This is a genomic window from Streptococcus parasanguinis, from assembly GCF_901875555.1.
In the GTDB taxonomy this organism is placed as follows: Bacteria; Bacillota; Bacilli; order Lactobacillales; family Streptococcaceae; genus Streptococcus; species Streptococcus parasanguinis_H.
On the sequence record NZ_CABFMD010000033.1, the window covers coordinates 1 to 19,328 of the forward strand.

At 41.2% G+C, this 19,328-nt stretch carries 33 protein-coding genes; 1 reads left to right on the forward strand and 32 read right to left on the reverse strand.

Translation table 11 applies throughout. The annotated features are described in order from the left end of the window. Nucleotides 1-139 precede the first annotated feature (139 nt). The 32 genes from JX304_RS07835 to tgt all read right to left on the reverse strand — a co-directional run bounded on the left by JX304_RS07835 (nucleotide 140) and on the right by tgt (nucleotide 18,261). Nucleotides 140-1,414, reverse strand: coding sequence for a gamma-glutamylcysteine synthetase (locus JX304_RS07835; protein WP_205011993.1), 1,275 nt, complete (start codon nucleotides 1,412-1,414; stop codon nucleotides 140-142). A 255-nt stretch (nucleotides 1,415-1,669) separates the two neighbouring features. Next, the gene (gene rplQ, locus JX304_RS07840) at nucleotides 1,670-2,056 is read right to left on the reverse strand and encodes a 50S ribosomal protein L17 (protein ID WP_003002399.1); all 387 of its coding nucleotides are present in this window, start codon (nucleotides 2,054-2,056) and stop codon (nucleotides 1,670-1,672) included. Nucleotides 2,057-2,067: 11 nt separating this feature from the next. After that, nucleotides 2,068-3,006 (reverse strand): DNA-directed RNA polymerase subunit alpha, encoded by a 939-nt coding sequence (locus JX304_RS07845; protein WP_003009635.1) that lies wholly within the window; start codon nucleotides 3,004-3,006, stop codon nucleotides 2,068-2,070. Between the two features lie 45 nt (nucleotides 3,007-3,051). Further along, a complete protein-coding gene (gene rpsK, locus JX304_RS07850; protein WP_003002390.1) occupies nucleotides 3,052-3,435 on the reverse strand; it encodes a 30S ribosomal protein S11 in 384 nt (127 codons plus the stop codon). 23 nt (nucleotides 3,436-3,458) lie between these two features. Continuing rightward, the gene (rpsM, locus tag JX304_RS07855; protein ID WP_205011994.1) at nucleotides 3,459-3,824 is read right to left on the reverse strand and encodes a 30S ribosomal protein S13; all 366 of its coding nucleotides are present in this window, start codon (nucleotides 3,822-3,824) and stop codon (nucleotides 3,459-3,461) included. 17 nt (nucleotides 3,825-3,841) lie between these two features. Then, entirely contained in the window at nucleotides 3,842-3,958 is a 117-nt protein-coding gene (gene rpmJ, locus JX304_RS07860) for a 50S ribosomal protein L36 (protein ID WP_001808836.1), read from the reverse strand. A gap of 23 nt (nucleotides 3,959-3,981) precedes the next feature. Beyond that, nucleotides 3,982-4,200 carry a translation initiation factor IF-1 gene (infA, locus tag JX304_RS07865; RefSeq protein ID WP_001029883.1) on the reverse strand — a complete coding sequence of 73 codons (219 nt, stop codon included), beginning with the start codon at nucleotides 4,198-4,200 and terminating at the stop codon, nucleotides 3,982-3,984. A 116-nt stretch (nucleotides 4,201-4,316) separates the two neighbouring features. Continuing rightward, nucleotides 4,317-4,955 carry an adenylate kinase gene (locus tag JX304_RS07870; RefSeq protein WP_009732030.1) on the reverse strand — a complete coding sequence of 213 codons (639 nt, stop codon included), beginning with the start codon at nucleotides 4,953-4,955 and terminating at the stop codon, nucleotides 4,317-4,319. A 96-nt stretch (nucleotides 4,956-5,051) separates the two neighbouring features. Beyond that, complete coding sequence (gene secY, locus JX304_RS07875) at nucleotides 5,052-6,362, reverse strand: preprotein translocase subunit SecY (RefSeq protein WP_205011995.1); 1,311 nt, start codon at nucleotides 6,360-6,362, stop codon at nucleotides 5,052-5,054. 12 nt (nucleotides 6,363-6,374) lie between these two features. After that, entirely contained in the window at nucleotides 6,375-6,815 is a 441-nt protein-coding gene (gene rplO, locus JX304_RS07880) for a 50S ribosomal protein L15 (protein ID WP_003002405.1), read from the reverse strand. Nucleotides 6,816-6,961: 146 nt separating this feature from the next. Then, nucleotides 6,962-7,144 (reverse strand): 50S ribosomal protein L30, encoded by a 183-nt coding sequence (gene rpmD / locus JX304_RS07885; protein WP_002894509.1) that lies wholly within the window; start codon nucleotides 7,142-7,144, stop codon nucleotides 6,962-6,964. A 14-nt stretch (nucleotides 7,145-7,158) separates the two neighbouring features. Next, nucleotides 7,159-7,653, reverse strand: coding sequence for a 30S ribosomal protein S5 (gene rpsE / locus JX304_RS07890; RefSeq protein ID WP_003009617.1), 495 nt, complete (start codon nucleotides 7,651-7,653; stop codon nucleotides 7,159-7,161). 17 nt (nucleotides 7,654-7,670) lie between these two features. After that, on the reverse strand, nucleotides 7,671-8,027 hold the full coding sequence (rplR, locus tag JX304_RS07895; protein ID WP_003010871.1) for a 50S ribosomal protein L18: 357 nt from the start codon (nucleotides 8,025-8,027) through the stop codon (nucleotides 7,671-7,673). Between the two features lie 83 nt (nucleotides 8,028-8,110). Then, entirely contained in the window at nucleotides 8,111-8,647 is a 537-nt protein-coding gene (gene rplF, locus JX304_RS07900) for a 50S ribosomal protein L6 (RefSeq protein WP_205011996.1), read from the reverse strand. A 322-nt stretch (nucleotides 8,648-8,969) separates the two neighbouring features. Next, nucleotides 8,970-9,368 (reverse strand): 30S ribosomal protein S8, encoded by a 399-nt coding sequence (gene rpsH / locus JX304_RS07905; protein ID WP_003010897.1) that lies wholly within the window; start codon nucleotides 9,366-9,368, stop codon nucleotides 8,970-8,972. Between the two features lie 179 nt (nucleotides 9,369-9,547). Further along, nucleotides 9,548-9,733 carry a type Z 30S ribosomal protein S14 gene (locus tag JX304_RS07910; protein WP_001085699.1) on the reverse strand — a complete coding sequence of 62 codons (186 nt, stop codon included), beginning with the start codon at nucleotides 9,731-9,733 and terminating at the stop codon, nucleotides 9,548-9,550. 17 nt (nucleotides 9,734-9,750) lie between these two features. Continuing rightward, on the reverse strand, nucleotides 9,751-10,293 hold the full coding sequence (gene rplE / locus JX304_RS07915) for a 50S ribosomal protein L5 (RefSeq protein ID WP_003009606.1): 543 nt from the start codon (nucleotides 10,291-10,293) through the stop codon (nucleotides 9,751-9,753). A 23-nt stretch (nucleotides 10,294-10,316) separates the two neighbouring features. Continuing rightward, nucleotides 10,317-10,622: a 50S ribosomal protein L24 gene (rplX, locus tag JX304_RS07920; RefSeq protein ID WP_003002315.1), complete on the reverse strand. Its 306-nt coding sequence runs from the start codon at nucleotides 10,620-10,622 to the stop codon at nucleotides 10,317-10,319. Nucleotides 10,623-10,696: 74 nt separating this feature from the next. Then, a complete protein-coding gene (gene rplN / locus JX304_RS07925) occupies nucleotides 10,697-11,065 on the reverse strand; it encodes a 50S ribosomal protein L14 (protein WP_003002384.1) in 369 nt (122 codons plus the stop codon). Nucleotides 11,066-11,090: 25 nt separating this feature from the next. Then, complete coding sequence (gene rpsQ, locus JX304_RS07930; RefSeq protein WP_000440801.1) at nucleotides 11,091-11,351, reverse strand: 30S ribosomal protein S17; 261 nt, start codon at nucleotides 11,349-11,351, stop codon at nucleotides 11,091-11,093. A 23-nt stretch (nucleotides 11,352-11,374) separates the two neighbouring features. Next, the gene (gene rpmC / locus JX304_RS07935; protein WP_187539622.1) at nucleotides 11,375-11,581 is read right to left on the reverse strand and encodes a 50S ribosomal protein L29; all 207 of its coding nucleotides are present in this window, start codon (nucleotides 11,579-11,581) and stop codon (nucleotides 11,375-11,377) included. A gap of 9 nt (nucleotides 11,582-11,590) precedes the next feature. Further along, nucleotides 11,591-12,004, reverse strand: a complete 414-nt coding sequence (gene rplP / locus JX304_RS07940) for a 50S ribosomal protein L16 (protein WP_000960947.1) — start codon at nucleotides 12,002-12,004, stop codon at nucleotides 11,591-11,593. A 3-nt stretch (nucleotides 12,005-12,007) separates the two neighbouring features. Continuing rightward, complete coding sequence (rpsC, locus tag JX304_RS07945) at nucleotides 12,008-12,661, reverse strand: 30S ribosomal protein S3 (protein ID WP_003002336.1); 654 nt, start codon at nucleotides 12,659-12,661, stop codon at nucleotides 12,008-12,010. Nucleotides 12,662-12,673: 12 nt separating this feature from the next. Then, entirely contained in the window at nucleotides 12,674-13,018 is a 345-nt protein-coding gene (gene rplV / locus JX304_RS07950) for a 50S ribosomal protein L22 (protein WP_054378379.1), read from the reverse strand. 11 nt (nucleotides 13,019-13,029) lie between these two features. Then, entirely contained in the window at nucleotides 13,030-13,311 is a 282-nt protein-coding gene (gene rpsS / locus JX304_RS07955) for a 30S ribosomal protein S19 (RefSeq protein ID WP_000533766.1), read from the reverse strand. A 96-nt stretch (nucleotides 13,312-13,407) separates the two neighbouring features. Further along, complete coding sequence (gene rplB / locus JX304_RS07960; protein ID WP_205011997.1) at nucleotides 13,408-14,241, reverse strand: 50S ribosomal protein L2; 834 nt, start codon at nucleotides 14,239-14,241, stop codon at nucleotides 13,408-13,410. Between the two features lie 17 nt (nucleotides 14,242-14,258). Continuing rightward, nucleotides 14,259-14,555 (reverse strand): 50S ribosomal protein L23, encoded by a 297-nt coding sequence (locus JX304_RS07965; protein ID WP_003009593.1) that lies wholly within the window; start codon nucleotides 14,553-14,555, stop codon nucleotides 14,259-14,261. Continuing rightward, nucleotides 14,555-15,178, reverse strand: a complete 624-nt coding sequence (gene rplD / locus JX304_RS07970) for a 50S ribosomal protein L4 (protein ID WP_003009591.1) — start codon at nucleotides 15,176-15,178, stop codon at nucleotides 14,555-14,557. Before rplD ends, JX304_RS07965 begins: the two co-directional genes overlap by 1 nt. Nucleotides 15,179-15,202: 24 nt before the next feature. Then, entirely contained in the window at nucleotides 15,203-15,829 is a 627-nt protein-coding gene (rplC, locus tag JX304_RS07975) for a 50S ribosomal protein L3 (protein ID WP_003010846.1), read from the reverse strand. Nucleotides 15,830-15,911: 82 nt separating this feature from the next. Continuing rightward, nucleotides 15,912-16,220, reverse strand: coding sequence for a 30S ribosomal protein S10 (gene rpsJ, locus JX304_RS07980; RefSeq protein WP_003009585.1), 309 nt, complete (start codon nucleotides 16,218-16,220; stop codon nucleotides 15,912-15,914). Between the two features lie 276 nt (nucleotides 16,221-16,496). Beyond that, nucleotides 16,497-17,117 carry a uridine kinase family protein gene (locus JX304_RS07985; RefSeq protein WP_205011998.1) on the reverse strand — a complete coding sequence of 207 codons (621 nt, stop codon included), beginning with the start codon at nucleotides 17,115-17,117 and terminating at the stop codon, nucleotides 16,497-16,499. Nucleotide 17,118: 1 nt separating this feature from the next. Further along, nucleotides 17,119-18,261: a tRNA guanosine(34) transglycosylase Tgt gene (gene tgt, locus JX304_RS07990; RefSeq protein WP_205011999.1), complete on the reverse strand. Its 1,143-nt coding sequence runs from the start codon at nucleotides 18,259-18,261 to the stop codon at nucleotides 17,119-17,121. Nucleotides 18,262-18,412: 151 nt separating this feature from the next. Here tgt and JX304_RS07995 point away from each other — a divergent pair, with 151 nt between their 5' ends. Then, nucleotides 18,413-19,282 (forward strand): DUF975 family protein, encoded by an 870-nt coding sequence (locus JX304_RS07995; protein ID WP_205012000.1) that lies wholly within the window; start codon nucleotides 18,413-18,415, stop codon nucleotides 19,280-19,282. The last annotated feature ends 46 nt before the right edge of the window (nucleotides 19,283-19,328 follow it).

The following is a 19,328-nucleotide window of genomic DNA, read 5'->3' on the forward strand; positions in this document are numbered from 1 at the left end:
AGGTCTTTGTCGCTCTCTCGCGACAACTATATTAGTATATCATGTCCTACACTAACTGTCAACACTTTTTTAAAAAAAATTTTGTTTTTTTGAAAGTTTTTTTGAAGTTATGAAAAAAAGCCTGTAATAAAAGGCTTTTCTAACCGTTCAGTTTTTTGTTGATGATGAGAAATTTTTCTTCTCCGTAGCCTCTTTTGATTAAACCTGCTCTAGCTATGTCTATCAGATCTTTTGAAAAGGATTGGATGGTTTCTTCTTCTTTATTGCTTAGAATTTTTTTTGAATATTTCTTTCTAAGTTTTCTATAGTCTTCTTCTTCATTTTTAAAAAATGAACAATCTTCTAAATAGTTTTCCAGTTTTTCTAACTCTACAAATAAGCCTAGCTCAAAAGCTATCGGGGCAAAGGTTGTTTCTAATGGTTGTGTACAAACACTTCTAAATTCCACAGTACCACGAGCAGTTAGATCCTGAAATTGGTAACTTCGATGTTGTTTTAGATCTTCTTTTACAGGATTAATGATTTTCTCATTTCCATCAGCCGTATAGGCTGTAATATCTTTTTGATCTAGATAGTCCTCCACTCGAATTGGTTTAAAATAATACGATTTCCCCTCTCTAGTTGCCGTAAAAATAGCCGTTCTAGCGAGATTATTGAAAAACTCTTCTTCGTTTTGGTAGTCCTTAGGATAAATCCCTACATTTTCCTTATAATAGCCATGTAAGGATTCTTCCCAGAAAATATCTCTGGCAATGTTTGTATCCCAAGCCTCTGCTGAAAATTCTGAGTTAGAAAACAAATATGCTTTTGCCGCTTCAATTTTATTAAATGCATTGATGATCCGAATATAGTTATCACGCCTTACATCCAATTGAACCTGGTTTCCACATATAAATGCTCCGTACGAAGGATAGGGGTGTGTTTTCATTCCTGTACCATTCATGGCAAGGAAAGCCATTAACATCTTGTATCGTTCGATTTTTACTGGACTATTATCATTTTCTTGCCACTGAGGATGGATCCCATGCCCTTGAATTTCGTGGTGACCTTCTTGTAAAATCGGTTGAATGATCTTTAAATAGGCTTCAAAGCGTTCTGCCACCTCATCTATAGAATGAGCCTTTTCAAATGCAAATTCAATTGTATTGTAACTTAACTCGAATAGAATACGATCCTTGGAAGAGCAGTGAACCAATTGAATTGGATTTTGATCGTCATCTATTTTTTCGACTTCAAAATCTGATAAGTTTGCTAAGGTTCGAAATAGATTTTTCGTAACTTCTATATTGGTTTTATTTCCATTTATTTCTACAATCGGAAACTCTAATTCGACTCCGACAAAGAGCTCAGAATCGTCTTTCATATTACTGAGGTACTTCTCTTTTAGTAATTTAATTGCTTGTTGTTTTGTCATTGAACCTTTTTTCTTCTATTAGAGATATGGGTTCCATTATATCATTTTTTGCTATTCTCGACTACTCATGAAAAGCAAGACAAAACGCCTGCTTACGAAATTGTTTTAAGTTAAAGCAATTTCGTAAACAAGCGTCTACCATTCATTCAATATGATGAGTGTTCCCGCTGGGGAAAATCCCCCAGCGGTAGACCAGAGCTAGACTAAGAATAACAGTGTATTCCATCATCATAACACTCAACAAAATTGATGATATTATACCAATTCGATGATAGCCATTGGCGCAGCATCACCACGACGTGGTTCAGTTTTAAGGATACGAGTATATCCACCATTGCGCTCAGCATAACGAGGTGCTAATTCAGAGAACAATTTTTGAAGTGCAGTTGTTTCTGAGTATTTACCTGTTTCTTCATCAAAGTTTTGTGATGCAACTTCGTTACGTACGAATGCAGCAGCTTGACGACGTGCATGCAAATCACCACGTTTACCCAAAGTAATCATTTTTTCAACTGATTTACGGATTTCTTTCGCACGTGCTTCAGTTGTTACAATTGCTTCATTGATGATAAGATCTGTAGTCAAATCGCGAAGCATCGCTTTACGTTGTGAGCTAGTGCGTCCTAGTTTACGGTAAGCCATGTATTCCTCCTCTATTTATCGTTTTTCAACCCAAGGCCTAAGTCGGCAAGTTTGATTTTAACTTCTTCAAGACTCTTACGTCCCAAGTTACGAACTTTCATCATTTCTGCTTCTGATTTTTCAGTTAAATCATAAACAGTATTAATGCCAGCGCGTTTCAAACAGTTATACGAACGAACTGAAAGATCTAATTCTTCGATCGTACGTTCTAAAATGCGATCATCAGAAGTTGTATCCACTTCTTTCATAACATCTGTTGCAATAGCAATTTCAGTTAAGTTTGTGAATAGATTTAGGTGTTCTGTCAAAATACGAGCAGACAAACCTAAGGCATCTTCTGGAATGATTGTCCCATTTGTCAAAATTTCAAGGGTTAGCTTGTCAAAGCCATCGTTGCTACCAACGCGTGCTGGTTCAACTTGGTAATTGACTTTAGTCACTGGCGTATAGATTGAATCTACAGCAAGTGTTCCCACTGGTGCATCATCTTTTTTGTTTTGATCAGCTGGAACATAGCCACGTCCACTGTTTACAGTAAGCGTTGCTTTCAAAGATGCTCCTTCTCCGATTGTAAATAGATAATGATCAGGGTTTACAATTTCGATGTCACTATCAGTAAGAATATCCCCAGCAGTTACTTCTGCAGGTCCTTCTACATCAAGTTCAATAATCTTTTCGTCTTGGACGTAAGATTTAACGGCAATTCCTTTAACGTTAAGAATAATTTGCATAACGTCTTCACGGACTCCTGGAACGGTATCAAATTCGTGGAGTACACCTTCAATGTTGATTGAAGTAACAGCTGCACCTGGAAGTGAAGCCAGAAGTACACGACGAAGTGAGTTTCCAAGTGTTGTACCATAGCCACGTTCAAGTGGTTCTACGACAAACACGCCATAATCTTTATTTTCATCAATTTTTGTTATATTTGGTTTTTCAAACTCAATCATTTGCTATACTCCCTCTTAAACGAAAAGCTGTGTAATTGTTGATGATTATACACGGCGACGTTTTGGAGGACGAGCACCATTGTGTGGTACAGGAGTTACATCGCGGATTGCGGTTACTTCAAGACCAGCAGCAGCAAGTGCACGAATAGCAGACTCACGACCTGAACCAGGACCTTTAACAGTTACTTCAACAGATTTAAGTCCGTGTTCTTGAGCAGCTTTTGCAGCAGCTTCTGATGCCATTTGAGCAGCAAATGGTGTAGATTTACGAGAACCTTTAAACCCAAGTGCACCTGCAGATGACCAAGCGATTGCGTTACCATGCACATCAGTAATCATAACAATTGTGTTGTTAAATGTAGCGTGAATATGAGCAATACCAGATTCGATATTCTTTTTCACACGACGTTTACGTGTTGGTTTAGCCAAGATTTTTACCTCCTTATTTTATTTTATTTTTTCTTACCTGCAATCGCAACAGCTTTACCTTTACGAGTGCGAGCATTGTTTTTAGTGTTTTGTCCACGAACTGGAAGTCCACGACGGTGACGGATACCACGGTATGAACCGATTTCCATCAAGCGTTTGATGTTCAAGTTTACTTCACGACGAAGGTCACCTTCAACTTTGATTGCGTCAACTTCACGACGGATAGCATCTTCTTGATCTGGTGTAAGATCGCGAACACGAATATCTTCAGAAATGCCTGCAGCAGCAAGGATTTTCTTAGATGTTGGAAGTCCGATACCGTACACATAAGTCAATGAAATTACTACACGTTTGTCATTTGGAATGTCAACTCCAGCAATACGAGCCATGTTTTCTCCTTTCTATCTTATCCTTGACGTTGTTTGTGTTTTGGATTTGCTGGGCAAATTACCATAACACGACCATTACGACGAATTACTTTACAGTATTCGCAAATTGGTTTGACCGATGGTCTTACTTTCATTTTTATCCCTCCAAGTTTTTCGATTATTTAAAGCGGTATGTGATACGTCCACGTGTCAAATCGTACGGACTCATCTCCACTGTAACACGATCTCCCGCTAAAATACGAATATAGTTTTTACGAATTTTACCAGAAACTGTTGCTAAAATCTGATGTCCATTTTCAAGTTCAACCGTAAACATAGCATTCGGCATTGTATCGACTACTTTGCCTTCTACTTCAATCACATCGTCTTTTGCCACGCAAAAGTACCTCCATAAATTTCGATTCATTCCTCTGAGCACAGAGGTAACAATTATAAGTCAGACTAACTAATTGTAACACTTGTTGTCAAATATTGCAAGTGACTAAAACGTTTTTATTTCAAATTCTCTAAGACTTTTTGGATATCTTTGAAGACGTCGTTGATGTCTTGATTTCCTTCAATATCATGTACCAATCCTTTTCCACGATAATGAGCAAGAATCGGCTCACCTTGAGCAATATTCACATCCAAGCGGCGTTTCACGGTTTCTGGTTTGTCATCTTCACGTTGGTAATAGTCTTCTTCCTTGTAGTCAGCTGGTGGGTTGAATACTTTATGGTAAGTTTCACCTGTTTCGCGGTGAATAATACGACCACTCAAGCGTTCAAGAAGGCAAGATGGATCCACTTCGATATTGATTACTCCCTCAAGCTCCAAACCAAGATCAACCAAGATTTGATCCAAAGCATGAGCTTGTTCGATCGTGCGAGGAAAACCATCCAAAAGGAATCCTTTTTCCTTAATATCGTCTTGAGCCAAACGTTCTTTTACAATCCCGTTTGTCACATCATCTGGCACCAATTCACCTTTGTCGATGAATGATTTTGCCAATACACCCATTTCAGTTTGGTTAGCCATTGCTGCGCGGAACATATCGCCGGTAGAGATATGCGCTACGTGAAACTCTTCAACGATTTTAGCCGCTTGAGTTCCTTTACCTGCTCCAGGCAACCCCATAATTAAAAGATTCATGATGAATCCTCCTTATTTTGTTTTTAAATGGAAGCAGGAGCGAATTCCTATTTCCATTTAAAAACAAAATAGAAGGCTGACAAAGTCAACCTTATTCTATTCTGTTGTTGTGTCCATAAATCCGACATACTTACGTTTTAATAAGTAGCCTTCTAGTTGTTTCATTCCCTCAATACCTGTCGAAATAATGATTAACAAACTAGTTCCTCCAAGAGCAACTGCATCTGTCAAACCAAATAAATCTCGGGCTAATATTGGAATGATGGTAATAAAGCCGAGGAATACTGATCCGACGCTTGCCAAACGACGTAGCAAACGAGACATAAACTCTTCTGTCCCCTTACCAGGACGAACGCCTGGGATATAGGCACCACTCTTTTGAAGGTTTTCTGCCGTTTTTTCAGGATTGATCTGAACAAACGTGTAGAAGAAGGTGAAGAGAATGATCAATAAGGCATACATGGCCACACCAGTTGGTGTGTTTGTAGCCAACATGGCTTGAGCTGTTTTCACCCATCCTGCATTATAACCCATAGCGCTAATCACTTGGAAAATTGCAGCAGGTGCTGCTGTAATCGAACTAGCGAAGATGACAGGAATCACTCCTGCCGGGTTCACTTTCAAAGGAAGGTAAGAACTTGATGGAGCTCCTTGCGCAATCTTTGTATATTGGACTGGAATCTTGTATTCTGCTTGCTCTACAAAGGTTGTAAAGTAAACAATAATCAAGACAGCAAGGATTAATACCCCAACAAAAATGAGGGAATTAGTCATTTGACCAGAACGAACGTTCACAAATGCATTTTCATAGATTTCTTTAATCATCTCAGGAATTGATGACACAATCCCCGCAAAGATAATCATTGAAACACCATTTCCGTACCCTTTATCTGTGATTTGTTCTCCAAGCCAAGTCACAATCATGGAACCGGTTGTCAGAATCGCACCGATTAACAAATAGGTCTTAGTATTTGGAGTTGCGACTAATTTCGCCTGAGACAAAGTGTGGAAGGTAGCTGTAATCCCAATGGATTGAACAAATGCTAGAACCAAAGAAATATAGCGTGTTGCTTGGTTGAGCTTTCTACGACCAACTTCCCCTTGTTTGCCCCATTCAACAAACTTAGGTAACAGATCCATTTGCAAAAGTTGCACGACGATCGAAGCTGTGATGTATGGGCTAACCCCTAATGCGAAAACCGAGAAGTTCCTCATGGCATTCCCAGAAACCAAACTGAGCATGTTCAAGAAGGACACATCTTGAAGGTTGTTCAGAATCTTCGCATTTACACCAGGCACTGTAATCGTGGTTCCAATGCGGAAAACAAGAATGATGAAGATAGTAAATAAAATCTTCGACCGAACTTGTTTCACCTTAAATGCATCTTTTAATAATTTAAAAAACATAGGTCACCTCACTTAGATGACTTCAACTGAACCACCTTTAGCAGTGATAGCTTCTTCAGCTGATTTAGAGAATTTAGCCGCTTTAACAGTCAACTTCTTAGTCAATTCTCCGTTACCAAGAATTTTGATACCTGATTTTTCAGCTTTTACAATTCCTGATTCTACAAGTACTACTGGAGTTACTTCAGCACCATCTTCAAAGGCGTTCAATTGATCAAGGTTCACAATAGCATATTCTTTAGCGTTGATATTTGTAAATCCACGTTTTGGAAGACGACGGAACAATGGAGTTTGTCCACCTTCAAAACCAAGGCGTACACCGCCACCGCTACGAGCTTTTTGACCTTTTTGACCACGGCCAGAAGTTTTACCGTTACCAGATGAAGTACCACGACCAACACGGTTGCGGACTTTACGTGAACCTGTAGCAGGTTGTAATTCATGAAGTTTCATTATTTATTTTCTCCTCTTTTGTAAATTGCTAACGCATGTAATCAGGAAAAGGTGTCCTAACTACAAACTCGCCTATACTTATATTTAGTTTTAGGGGATGAGAAAATTCTCATACCCCTGAAAACTTTGTTTCTATTTTAAATAGATTATTTTACTTCTTCAACTGTTACCAAGTGAGATACAGCAGTGATCATACCACGTACTGCTGGATTATCTTCTTTAATAACAGAGCTGTTCAATTTGCCAAGTCCAAGTGCTACAACAGTTTTACGTTGTGACGGGATGCGTCCGATTGGAGACTTAGTCAAAGTAATTTTAATTTGAGCCATTTGAATCTCCTTTCTTAAGCCAAGTCAGAAACTGAAATACCACGAAGGGCAGCAACTTCATCAGCGCGTTTCAATTGTGCTAAACCGTTAACAGTTGCACGAACGATGTTGATTGGAGTATTTGATCCAAGTGATTTAGATGTAACATCTGCAATACCTGCCAATTCGACAACGGCACGAACTGCTCCACCTGCAGCAACCCCAGCCCCTTCGATAGCTGGTTTCAACAATACACGAGCTCCACCAAATACTGATGTAACTTCGTGTGGAATTGTTGTTCCAACCATAGGAACTTCGATCAAGTTTTTCTTAGCATCTTCAACAGCCTTACGGATTGCTTCTGGAACTTCTTGAGCTTTACCAGTACCAAATCCAACACGGCCATTACGGTCACCAACAACTACAAGAGCTGCGAAACGAAGACGACGTCCACCTTTAACAACTTTTGTTACACGGTTGATGGCAACTACGCGTTCTTCAAGTTCAACTGCATTATCTTTAAATGCCATTTTCTAGTGTCCTCCTATTAGAATTTCAATCCGTTTTCACGAGCTGCATCAGCCAAAGCTTTAACACGTCCGTGATATAGATATCCACCGCGGTCGAACACCACTTCAGAAATACCTTTAGCAACTGCACGTTCAGCAACAAGTTTGCCGACAACAACGGCTTGTTCAGTTTTAGTTCCTTTTGAAACTTCTTTGTCAAGAGTTGAAGCGCTTGCGAGCGTTACACCCGCTACGTCATCAATTACTTGAGCGTAGATGCCTGTATTAGAACGGAATACGTTCAAACGTGGGCGATCAGCAGTTCCAGAGAGTTTTCCGCGAACGCGACGGTGGCGTTTTTGACGGATTTTGTTTTTATCTGGTTTCGAAATCACAATTTTCACCTCTTAATTTTAAAATCATGTGCTAAGCACTGAGTTGGTAAGATGAAGGTTGGTTGAAAAACAACCAAACTACATTATTTACCTGTTTTACCTTCTTTGCGGCGAACGTATTCACCAACATAACGGATCCCTTTACCTTTGTATGGTTCAGGTGAACGAAGGCTACGTACATAAGCAGCTGTTTGACCAACTACTTCTTTTGAAATTCCGTGAACAACGATTGTTGTTGGGTTTGGAAGTTCAAAAGTAATTCCTTCTGGAGCTTCAACTTCGTCTGGATGAGATTTACCAACAGCCAAGACAAGTTTAGATCCTTGAAGTTGTGCACGGTATCCAACCCCGCGCATTTCAAGTTCTTTCTTGAATCCTTCAGATACTCCAACAACCATGTTGTGCAAAAGAGCACGAGTTGTTCCATGGATTGTTTTCATTTCTTTTGAATCGTTTGGACGGTGAAGTGTTACTTCAGTACCTTCCACACGGATTTCAATATCTTTTGAGAACGTACGAGTAAGTTCTCCTTTAGGTCCTTTTACAGTTACAACGTTGTCATTGTTAGTGAGTTCAACACCAGCAGGCAACACGATAACTTTATTACCAATACGTGACATGTTTTATATTCTCCTGTTAAATTGTCAGGCCTTTGAAGGCCAGTTTTCACGGGGAACTAAGATACAGAGGGCGTTATAAAGTCAAAGTGAAAATAGAAAACTTGACGAAGAAACTGGAGTTTCTAGGAAAGTTTATCTTTTTCACACAGACTTTAGCCCGTGTTCAATTAGTTCATTCATTAAATCAGATACTAAATTCGTTCATCAGCTGAACTGAACACGCTCTAAGAACTGTGCAAAATAGATAAGTTGGTTTGTTTGTAAACAAACTGCTCCAACTTCCTAATTTTGCTTTGTTCTTTACGAGCTTTGTATCTTGATATTACCAAACGTAAGCGATAACTTCCCCACCAACGTTCTTTTGGCGTGCTTCTTTATCAGTAAGCAAACCTTCAGAGGTTGAAAGGATAGCAATTCCAAGTCCGTTAAGAACTTTTGGAAGATCTTCACGTTTTTTGTAAACACGCAAACCTGGTTTAGATACACGTTTCAAGTTTGTGATAACTTTTTCACCGTTTTGTCCGTATTTCAAGAATACACGGATGATGCCTTGTTTGTCATCTTCGATGAATTCAACGTTTTTTACAAAACCTTCGCGTTTAAGGATTTCAGCAATCCCTTTTTTGATGTTTGATGCAGGTACTTCAAGTACTTCGTGTTTTGCTTGGTTAGCGTTACGAATACGTGTAAGGAAGTCTGCGATTGGGTCAGTCATAACCATTATAATTTCTCCTCTTACTAGTAGTTTGCAAGTTGCACTTGCTAGTTAATGATTGAGCTGGGCTCAGAATATGTTTCTAGGTTTCAATTCCTAAGTGAGTCTAGGCATCTGCTTGCAGGCATAACTTGAGTTAGGCAAAAGCAGATAACGACGAATCACGACGGAATTGAATGCTAGAATTACCAAGATGCTTTTGTTACACCAGGGATTTGACCTTTGTATGCCAATTCACGGAAGCAAACACGGCAAAGTTTAAACTTGCGGTAAACTGAGTGTGGACGTCCACAACGTTCACAGCGAGTGTATGCTTGAGTAGAGAACTTCGCTGGGCGTTTGTTCTTAGCAATCATAGATTTTTTAGCCATTAGATTTACCTCCTATATTATTTTGCAAAAGGCATTCCAAGGCCTGTAAGCAATGCACGTGACTCTTCGTCAGTGTTAGCAGTTGTTACGATAACGATGTCCAAACCACGAGTTTTGTCAACGTCATCAAAGTTGATTTCTGGGAAGATCAATTGTTCTTTCACACCAAGTGTGTAGTTTCCACGTCCATCAAATGATTTTGTTGGAACACCATGGAAGTCACGCACACGTGGAAGTGAAACTGTTACCAATTTATCCAAGAATTCGTACATACGTTCACCACGAAGGGTAACTTTTGCACCGATCGCAACACCTTCACGAAGACGGAAGCCGGCGATTGATTTTTTAGCCTTAGTGATCAATGGTTTTTGACCTGAGATCAAAGCAAGCTCTTCAGCAGCTTTTTCAAGGTTTTTAGCATTTGATACTGCATCACCAACACCCATGTTCAAAACGATTTTATCAACTTTTGGCACAGCCATAACTGATGAATAGTTGAACTGTTCAGTCAATGATGGTACTACTTCATTAAGGTATTTTTCTTTTAAACGATTAGCCATTATACTTCTCCTTTCCTTCGTGATTAGTCAAGCACTTCGCCTGATTTTTTGTTGTAGCGAACTTTTTTGCCGTCTACAAACTTGTAGCCAACACGTCCAGCAACACCGTTTTTGTCCAAAACTTGAACGTTAGAAGCATGAATTGGAGCTTCTTTTTCAACGATTGCACCTTGAGGGTTTTCGTTATTTGGACGTTGGTGTTTCTTGATGATGTTTACACCTTCTACAACAACTTTATTTACTTTTGGAAGAGCAGTAAGAACAACAGCTTCTACGCCTTTGTCTTTACCAGCGATAACGCGAACTTTGTCGCCTTTTTTTACAAACATTTCTTTCTCCTTTTATTCTTACGCCCAATGGGCACCCTGGCTTAGCCAGGGGACTGTGTTTGTTTTCTTATTGATTAAAGTACTTCTGGAGCAAGTGATACGATCTTCATGAAACCACCGTCACGCAATTCACGTGCAACTGGGCCAAAGATACGTGTTCCGCGAGGAGTTTTATCGTCACGGATGATCACTGCTGCATTTTCGTCGAATTTGATGTATGAACCATCTTTACGACGAGCACCTGATTTAGTACGAACGATAACAGCTTTTACAACGTCACCTTTCTTAACCGCACCACCAGGAGTAGCTTGTTTTACAGATGCAACGATTACATCTCCGATGCTCGCGAATTTACGTTTTGAACCACCAAGAACTTTGATGGTCAAGATTTCGCGTGCGCCACTGTTGTCAGCGACTTTCAAACGAGTTTCTGTTTGAATCATTTACGTTTTCTCCTTTCAGGTATGATTAGATGATGACCGCTTCTTCAACGACTTCTACAAGACGGAAGCGTTTTGTAGCTGAAAGCGGACGAGTTTCCATGATACGAACGATATCGCCTTCTTTAGCAACATTGTTTTCATCATGAGCTTTGTATTTTTTAGAATAGTTGATACGTTTACCATAGACTGGGTGGTTCCGTTTCGTTTCAACTACAACTGTGATTGTTTTGTCCATTTTGTCAGACACAACGCGCCCAACAAGAACTTTACGATTATTGCGTTCCATTGAAATTCTCCTTCCCTAGTCTATTATTTAGCTTCTGATTGAACAGTTTTGATACGAGCGATTTGTTTTTTCACTTCTTTCAAACGTGCAGTTTGTTCCAATTGACCAGCAGCCGCTTGGAAACGAAGTTCAAACAATTCTTTCTTCAATTCATTTTCACGCTTCGCGAGTTCTTCTTGAGAAAGACCACGAAGTTCTTTAACAAATTCTTTTACTTCTGTAAGTTTCATGACCTCTCCTTATTCTGCTTCACGTTTCACAAATTTAGTTTTAACTGGCAATTTGTGGCTAGCAAGACGAAGTGCTTCGCGTGCGATCTCTTCAGATACACCAGCGATTTCGAACATCACTTTACCACGTTTAACTGGTGCTACCCAACCTTCAGGAGCCCCTTTACCAGATCCCATACGTACCCCGATAGCTTTAGCGGTGTATGATTTGTGTGGGAAAATCTTAATCCAAACTTTACCACCACGTTTCATGTAACGAGTCATGGCGATACGAGCAGCTTCGATTTGACGGTTTGTGATCCAGTGGCTAGTTGTAGCTTGAAGACCGTATTCACCGAATGCTACTTCTTTTCCACCTTTTGCTTCACCGCGCATTTTACCACGGAATTCGCGACGGTGTTTTACACGTTTAGGTACTAACATTGGTTATTTACCTCCTTTAGCGTCTTTACGAGCTGGAAGAACTTCACCACGGTAGATCCATACTTTAACACCAAGTTTACCGTAAGTAGTGTCTGCTTCTTCCCAAGCGTAATCGATATCAGCGCGAAGTGTGTGAAGTGGAACAGTTCCTTCAGAGTATCCTTCTGCACGGGCAATATCTGCACCGTTCAAACGACCTGATACTTGAGTTTTGATTCCTTTAGCTCCAGCACGCATCGCACGTTGGATCGCTTGTTTTTGTGCACGACGGAAAGCAACACGTTGTTCCAATTGACGAGCAATTCCTTCACCAACAAGGTGAGCATCCAAGTCAGGACGTTTGATCTCAATGATGTTGATGTGTACTTGTTTACCAGTCAATTTGTTAAGAGCTGCACGAAGTGCATCAACGTTTGCTCCACCTTTACCAATCACCATACCTGGTTTAGCAGTGTGAAGAGAAACGTTAACTTTGTTTACTGCGCGTTCGATTTCAATAGTTGAAACGGCTGCGTCAGCCAATTCTTTTTGAATGAATTTACGGATTGCAAGATCTTCATGAAGGTAATCCGCGTATTCTTTTTCAGCATACCATTTGGCATCCCAATCACGGATGATACCAACACGCATACCAATTGGATGTACTTTTTGACCCACGAGTTTACCTCCTTATTTTTCTGCAACAGCTACTGTGATGTGAGCTGTACGTTTGTTGATTGGTGAAGCTGAACCTTTCGCACGTGGACGGAAACGTTTCATTGTTGGTCCTTCGTTTGCGAATGCTTCAGATACTACCAAGTTAGCTTTTTCCAAACCAAAGTTGTTTTCAGCGTTTGCTACTGCTGAGTTCAACACTTTAAGGATGATCTCTGCAGCTTTGTTTGGTGTGAATGTCAAAATAGCGATGGCATCGGCTACGCTTTTACCACGGATGTTGTCAAGAACAAGACGTGATTTACGAGGTGAAACACGCACTGTACGAGCCATTGCTTTAGCTGAAGTAATTTCTGCCATTTATGTTCTCCTTATTTTCTACGTGTCTTCTTGTCGTCTGCCGCGTGACCTTTGTAAGTACGAGTTGGTGCAAATTCACCAAGCTTGTGACCTACCATGTCTTCTTGGATGTAAACAGGTACATGTTTACGTCCATCATAAACAGCGATAGTGTATCCGATGAAACTTGGGAAGATCGTTGAACGACGTGACCAAGTTTTAATTACTTTTTTCTTTTCGTCGTTTGCTTGAGCTTCAACTTTTTTCATCAAATGCTCATCGACGAAAGGTCCTTTTTTAAGACTACGTCCCATTTTGTAATTTTCTCCTTTAAAATTTAGTACCACAGCGGCTTGCGCTGCTAAGCAGCGCTACCGAGCTGGCGGAAAGTGTAAGCTAGTTGCTTATGATTATTTTTGGTTGCGACGACGAACGATAAGTTTGTCAGATTTCGCTTTCTTGTTACGAGTTTTAAGACCAAGCGCAGGTTTACCCCAAGGAGTAGATGGCGCTTTACGTCCAACTGGTGCTTTACCTTCACCACCACCGTGTGGGTGATCATTCGGGTTCATTACAGAACCGCGAACTGTAGGGCGAACACCTTTCCAGCGGTTACGTCCCGCTTTACCAAGGTTTACAAGTCCATGTTGTTCGTTTCCGACAACACCAACTGTAGCACGACAAGTTCCAAGAATCATACGGACTTCGCCTGATTGAAGACGAACTAGTACATATTTACCTTCAGAACCCAATACTTGAGCAGAAGCTCCAGCAGCACGTACCAATTCTCCACCTTTACCAGGTTTCAATTCGATGTTGTGGATCAAAGTACCAACTGGGATGTTAGCAAGCGGAAGAGCGTTTCCTACTTTGATATCTGCTTCTGGTCCAGATACAATGCGTTGACCTACTTCAAGACCTTTAGGGGCGATGATGTAAGCTTTCACACCGTCAGTGTAGTGTACAAGCGCGATGTTAGCTGAGCGGTTTGGATCGTACTCGATCGTTTTAACAACTGCTTCAACTGCATCTTTGTTACGTTTGAAATCGATCAAACGGTAATGACGTTTGTGTCCACCACCTTGGTGACGAACAGTGATACGACCGTTGTTGTTACGACCTGCTTTGTTGTTAAGAGAAACAAGCAAAGTTTTCTCAGGTGTGTTTGTTGTGATTTCAGCGAAATCCAAAGAAGTCATATTACGGCGACCGTTTGTTGTTGGTTTATAAACACGAATTCCCACGATATTTCCTCCTTAGATTATTCAGCTTCAGTAGCAAACAACTCGATTGCTTTAGAATCAGCTGCAAGCGTGATGATAGCTTTTTTAGTTTTTGAAGTAAAACCAGTGTAACGTCCAACGCGTTTTGCTTTAGGTTTTACGTTTACAGTGTTCACATTCGCAACTTTTACACCTTCAAACGCAGCTTCAACAGCTTGTTTGATCAAAAGTTTGTGAGCGCGAGTGTCAACTTCGAATACATATTTGCCTGCTTCAAGTTGAGCCATTGACTTTTCAGTGATAACAGGTTTTTTGATAACATCATACAAATTCATTATGCAAGAACCTCCTCGATTTTAGAGATAGCTGCTTGAGTAACAAGAAGTTTGTCACTATTTGCGATGTCAAGAACACTTGCAGTTGTAGCAGTCGCAACTTTCACGTTTGGAAGGTTACGAGCTGAAAGAGCTGCGAATTCGTTTCCTTCTTCAAGAATAACAAGGACTTTAGAATCGATGCTCAAAGCTGCAAGAACTTTTGCAAATTCAGCAGTTTTTGGAGCTGTAAATTCAAGAGAATCAACGGCTACAAATTTGTTTTCAGCAACTTTTTCTGAGTAAACAGATTTAAGCGCAAGGCGACGAACTTTTTGAGGAAGTTTGTACGCATAGCTACGTGGAGTTGGTCCGAAGACGATTCCACCACCACGCCATTGTGGAGAGCGGATAGAACCTTGACGAGCACGTCCAGTTCCTTTTTGACGCCATGGTTTGCGTCCGCCACCTGAAACGGCTGAACGGTTTTTAACTGCGTGAGTTCCTTGACGAAGGCTAGCACGTTGGCTGATGATCACATCAAATACAACTGCTTGGTTTGGTTCGATACCAAAGATCGCATCGTTAAGAACAACTTCGCCCGCTTGTTTACCAGTTTGGTCGAATAATGTTACATTTGCCATTTTGACTGTATTCCCCTTTCCTTATTATTTACCAGCTTTAACTGCTGACTTGATCGTGATAAGAGATTTCTTAGCACCTGGTACGTTACCTTTGATAAGGATAACGTTCTTTTCTGGAACAACTTGTACAACTTCAAGGTTTTGAATCGTTACACGATCGCCACCCATACGTCCTGCAAGGTTTTTACCTTTGAATACGCGGTTAGGTGCAACAGGTCCCATAGAACCTGGACGACGGTGGTAACGAGAACCGTGAGCCATAGGTCCACGTGATTGTCCGTGGCGTTTGATAACACCTTGGAAACCTTTACCTTTAGAAGTACCAGTTACATCAACAATGTCCCCAGCTTCGAAAGTGTCAACTGTGATTTCAGCACCAACTTCCAAGCCTTCAACGTTTTTGAATTCACGAATGAAGCGCTTAGGAGCCGTGTTAGCTTTTGCTACATGTCCTTTAGCAGGTTTGTTGCTCAATACTTCGCGTTTGTCATCGAAACCAACTTGGATAGCGTTGTAACCATCTGTTTCAACAGTTTTAACTTGAAGAACAACGTTTGGAGTTGCTTCGATAACTGTTACAGGGATCAATTCGCCAGCTTCAGTGAAGATTTGAGTCATTCCCACTTTTTTCCCTAAGATTCCTTTTGTCATGAGAAAATAGTTCCTTTTCTATAGTTTTTTTATTCAAAAAGTTTTTAACGAGCGTTTTTTATGCTCTGGATCAAGCTTTAGATTAAAGTTTGATTTCTACGTTTACACCACTTGGAAGATCCAATTTCATCAAAGCGTCAACTGTTTTTTGAGTTGGGTTGATGATATCGATCAAACGTTTGTGTGTACGCATTTCGAATTGTTCGCGAGAATCTTTGTATTTGTGAGTCGCACGAATGATTGTGTAGAGGCTACGTTCAGTTGGAAGTGGGATTGGACCCGCAACTTGTGCACCTGTACGAGTAGCTGATTCTACGATTTTTGCAGCCGCTGTGTCGAGTGTACGGTGTTCGTACGCTTTCAAACGGATGCGGATTTTTTTGTTTGCCATCTTTTTCTCCTTTTCGTCTATTTAAGATAATAGGCTAGCTCCACAAGAAAACCGACGCGAGTTGCGTGGCAATGCAACCGAGCGTGTCGCAACCTCTTGCATCAAAGCTAATAGCTGTTTTTCACAGCACCATAGTAGTTTAACACAAACAAAGGCCCAATGCAAGGGATTTGAGAAGATTTTTTTGGTTTTTTTAATGAAAGTGTTTTCGAAAAGGAAGGCCGGCTAAAAAAGTTGCTATTATATAGAAAAAAGTTCTACTTTTCGTAGAACTTTCTATTCTTTTTCAATACGAAACTGATCTTGTGATGTATTGACTAGGATATCCGCTTCACCTTCCATCGGTTGGTAGTACTGATGGTATTGTTCTCGTCTGATCTGGTGGGTTCGATAGATGAAGTCAATTTCTCGATTTCGTTGGGCGACGTCTCTGCTTAATCGTCTTTCCAGCTCCGTATGATCATCTGTGTAAAAACAAATGGTTTGATCAAACAAAGACTTGGGTAAAAAAGCCACTGACATCCCTTCTACGATGAGAATAGACTTGTTCCCAGATAATATGTGGCTTGGAGACCATGGCTGATCAATCGTTCGGATATCCATTCCCGCTTGAAGTGCTTGAATATCTCGTTCTAAACTAGCCAATTCGTGAGCACTTGACAGACAAGCCGTTACTTTTTGATTCGGATGATCTTTAGGAACTACGAGGTCTCTAGAAGAGCCAATGATATAAGGATCTGTCTCCAAAAGGTTTACTATCGCGAGATCCAATCGTTCACAGAGCGCTTTGGTAAAGGTTGTTTTTCCTGATCCACCATGACCGTAGATCCCAAGCGTTCGTAATTCTCCCGATTGAATCTTTTTTACCAAGGAGTCCAGTAGTCTTTCACGATCCATCCTAGAAATTCCGTCCTGACTTGTTATAGCCATATTTTTCAATGAAATGCTCACGGAACTCCAAGAGGTTGTCATCCATAATGGCTTGACGAACCTGTTTCATAAGATTGATCAAGAAATAGAGATTGTGGTAGCTGGTCAAGCGAATCCCGAAGGTCTCATCTGCCTTGAGGAGGTGGCGAAGATAAGCTCGGGTGTAGTTTTTACAAGTGTAGCAATCACATTCGTGATCCAGCGGTGTAAAGTCTTCTGCAAATTGCGCATTTTTCACCACCAAGCGTCCTTGACTGGTCATGCAGGTACCATTTCGCGCAATCCGCGTTGGCAAGACACAGTCAAACATATCCACTCCACGGATGACGCCATCGATCAGACTGTCCGGTGCTCCCACTCCCATGAGGTAGCGAGGCTTGTTCTCTGGCAAGAGCGGAGTTGTGAAATCAAGCACCGCATTCATCTCTTCATGGCTTTCTCCAACAGCTAACCCACCGATGGAGTAGCCAGGGAAATCCATACTGACCAGATCACGCGCAGACTGACGGCGCAAGTCTTCGAATCCAGCTCCTTGGACAATCCCGAAAAGGCCTTGATCATGAGGACGACGGTGAGCCTTAAGACCCCGTTCTGCCCAACGACTGGTCCGTTCGATCGATTTTTTCACATAATCATAGGGTTGATAGAACTGGGGACATTCATCAAAGGACATCATGATGTCGCTTCCTAGATTGTTTTGGATGGAGATGGCCTTTTCTGGAGAGAGGAACATCTTCGAGCCGTTGAGGTGGTTTTTAAAGGTCACCCCTTCTTCGGTGATATTGCGAGTATCCGCTAATGAATAGACCTGGAAGCCTCCACTATCTGTCAAAATCGGCTGATCCCAGTTCATGAACTGGTGCAGACCACCCGCTTTTGCGACTAAGTCATCCCCGGGACGAAGCCAGAGATGGTAGGTGTTGGCCAAGATAATTCCGGAACCCATCTCCTTGAGCTCTTCTGGCGATTGGGTCTTAACGGTTGCCTGAGTCCCTACAGGCATAAACATTGGGGTTGGGAAGGTCCCGTGAGGGGTGATAATTTCTCCCAGACGAGCACCTGTATGCTTTTCTTTTTTGATTAATCGATATTGAATCGGTGAATCTGTCATGGTTACCTCCGTACTGGGAAAAACAGTCCCAGCCTTCTTATTCCTGTCACAGGATCTCCTGTGAGCACCTGTACGATTGTACCAAATTTTACCGGCTCTGTCACGGACTTGTGTTATAATAAAAAGTACTACTATGAAGAGAGTGTGATCTATGAACCTAAAACTAATTCGCCTTCGGGCCCGCACCATGCAAGTCCAGCAACCGGGCTTAGCGATTCTTTTTGCTCTGCCAGTTCTCTTGACCATTCTTGCCAACTTTTTCTTGAACGGGCAAAATCTGATCGATCTGCTACCGGATATGACCTTGCAGCAAGCCATTATCTACATGATACAGCTACAACTCTTTCCTACTGTTGCCTCCTTTATTATTTCTATTCTTGTAGTGGGGGCAACCTTTAGCTATCTGGATACCATCAATCCCAAGATTGAACACCGGACACGGGTCCTTGATATCTTTAAGCAAGATCGCTTCACACCGGTTTTTCTGACTTTGCTTCTTAAGCAAGTGATCCTCTTTGTATGGGGGATTCTTCTCTATGCAGGTGGCCTCGTTAGTACTTATGCGAGCATTCGGTTTTTAGCAATCTATGATAAAGTTAGTGATCCAAGCAGTCTAAGTACGACGAGCCCTCAATTTCAAGCGATGATGCAACAAATCCCCTTAATGACAATCGGTATTGCCCTTGGGCTTCTGGGCCTCCTCTTTTACCTTCCTCAATACTACAGTTTCAGTCTTGTCGAGTTGATTCTTTATGAACAGCTGCGAGACAGTGACTTCAAAGGAGCCTTTGGAGTGCTTCGCCAAAGTCGTGAAACCATGAAAGGCTTCCGCAGCAATCGCTTGGTGCTCGATCTCACTTTGATCGGCTGGCACTTCCTGAATTACTTCACGCGCGATGTCATCGGTTTTTACACCATGCCATACTTTATCAACTGCCAAATTGCATTTTACGATCAAATCAAACAGATCAAACAAGGGCCACGCCATTTTACAGGCCATCCAAGCCATGAAACTGAATGAGAGCAAGAAGAAAACCCCACAAGCTGGGGTTTTCTTCTATGTCAAT

Excerpts from the sequence above, each read along its gene's own strand:
- JX304_RS07835 (WP_205011993.1), bottom strand. The coding sequence starts at position 1,414 with ATGACAAAACAACAAGCAATTAAATTACTAAAAGAGAAGTACCTCAGT.
- rplQ (WP_003002399.1), bottom strand. The coding sequence starts at position 2,056 with ATGGCTTACCGTAAACTAGGACGCACTAGCTCACAACGTAAAGCGATG.
- JX304_RS07845 (WP_003009635.1), bottom strand. The coding sequence starts at position 3,006 with ATGATTGAGTTTGAAAAACCAAATATAACAAAAATTGATGAAAATAAA.
- rpsM (WP_205011994.1), bottom strand. The coding sequence starts at position 3,824 with ATGGCTCGTATTGCTGGAGTTGACATTCCAAATGACAAACGTGTAGTA.
- rpmJ (WP_001808836.1), bottom strand. The coding sequence starts at position 3,958 with ATGAAAGTAAGACCATCGGTCAAACCAATTTGCGAATACTGTAAAGTA.
- JX304_RS07870 (WP_009732030.1), bottom strand. The coding sequence starts at position 4,955 with ATGAATCTTTTAATTATGGGGTTGCCTGGAGCAGGTAAAGGAACTCAA.
- secY (WP_205011995.1), bottom strand. The coding sequence starts at position 6,362 with ATGTTTTTTAAATTATTAAAAGATGCATTTAAGGTGAAACAAGTTCGG.
- rplO (WP_003002405.1), bottom strand. The coding sequence starts at position 6,815 with ATGAAACTTCATGAATTACAACCTGCTACAGGTTCACGTAAAGTCCGC.
- rpmD (WP_002894509.1), bottom strand. The coding sequence starts at position 7,144 with ATGGCTCAAATTAAAATTACTTTGACTAAGTCTCCAATCGGACGCATC.
- rpsE (WP_003009617.1), bottom strand. The coding sequence starts at position 7,653 with ATGGCATTTAAAGATAATGCAGTTGAACTTGAAGAACGCGTAGTTGCC.
- rplF (WP_205011996.1), bottom strand. The coding sequence starts at position 8,647 with ATGTCACGTATTGGTAATAAAGTTATCGTGTTGCCTGCTGGTGTTGAA.
- rpsH (WP_003010897.1), bottom strand. The coding sequence starts at position 9,368 with ATGGTTATGACTGACCCAATCGCAGACTTCCTTACACGTATTCGTAAC.
- JX304_RS07910 (WP_001085699.1), bottom strand. The coding sequence starts at position 9,733 with ATGGCTAAAAAATCTATGATTGCTAAGAACAAACGCCCAGCGAAGTTC.
- rplE (WP_003009606.1), bottom strand. The coding sequence starts at position 10,293 with ATGGCTAATCGTTTAAAAGAAAAATACCTTAATGAAGTAGTACCATCA.
- rplX (WP_003002315.1), bottom strand. The coding sequence starts at position 10,622 with ATGTTTGTAAAAAAAGGCGACAAAGTTCGCGTTATCGCTGGTAAAGAC.
- rplN (WP_003002384.1), bottom strand. The coding sequence starts at position 11,065 with ATGATTCAAACAGAAACTCGTTTGAAAGTCGCTGACAACAGTGGCGCA.
- rpsQ (WP_000440801.1), bottom strand. The coding sequence starts at position 11,351 with ATGGAACGCAATAATCGTAAAGTTCTTGTTGGGCGCGTTGTGTCTGAC.
- rpmC (WP_187539622.1), bottom strand. The coding sequence starts at position 11,581 with ATGAAACTTACAGAAGTAAAAGAATTTGTTAAAGAACTTCGTGGTCTT.
- rplP (WP_000960947.1), bottom strand. The coding sequence starts at position 12,004 with ATGTTAGTACCTAAACGTGTAAAACACCGTCGCGAATTCCGTGGTAAA.
- rplV (WP_054378379.1), bottom strand. The coding sequence starts at position 13,018 with ATGGCAGAAATTACTTCAGCTAAAGCAATGGCTCGTACAGTGCGTGTT.
- rpsS (WP_000533766.1), bottom strand. The coding sequence starts at position 13,311 with ATGGGACGTAGTCTTAAAAAAGGACCTTTCGTCGATGAGCATTTGATG.
- JX304_RS07965 (WP_003009593.1), bottom strand. The coding sequence starts at position 14,555 with ATGAATTTGTATGATGTTATCAAAAAACCTGTTATCACTGAAAAGTCA.
- rplD (WP_003009591.1), bottom strand. The coding sequence starts at position 15,178 with ATGGCAAATGTAACATTATTCGACCAAACTGGTAAACAAGCGGGCGAA.
- rplC (WP_003010846.1), bottom strand. The coding sequence starts at position 15,829 with ATGACAAAAGGAATCTTAGGGAAAAAAGTGGGAATGACTCAAATCTTC.
- rpsJ (WP_003009585.1), bottom strand. The coding sequence starts at position 16,220 with ATGGCAAACAAAAAAATCCGCATCCGTTTGAAAGCGTACGAACACCGT.
- JX304_RS07985 (WP_205011998.1), bottom strand. The coding sequence starts at position 17,117 with ATGGATCGTGAAAGACTACTGGACTCCTTGGTAAAAAAGATTCAATCG.
- tgt (WP_205011999.1), bottom strand. The coding sequence starts at position 18,261 with ATGACAGATTCACCGATTCAATATCGATTAATCAAAAAAGAAAAGCAT.
- JX304_RS07995 (WP_205012000.1), top strand. The coding sequence starts at position 18,413 with ATGAACCTAAAACTAATTCGCCTTCGGGCCCGCACCATGCAAGTCCAG.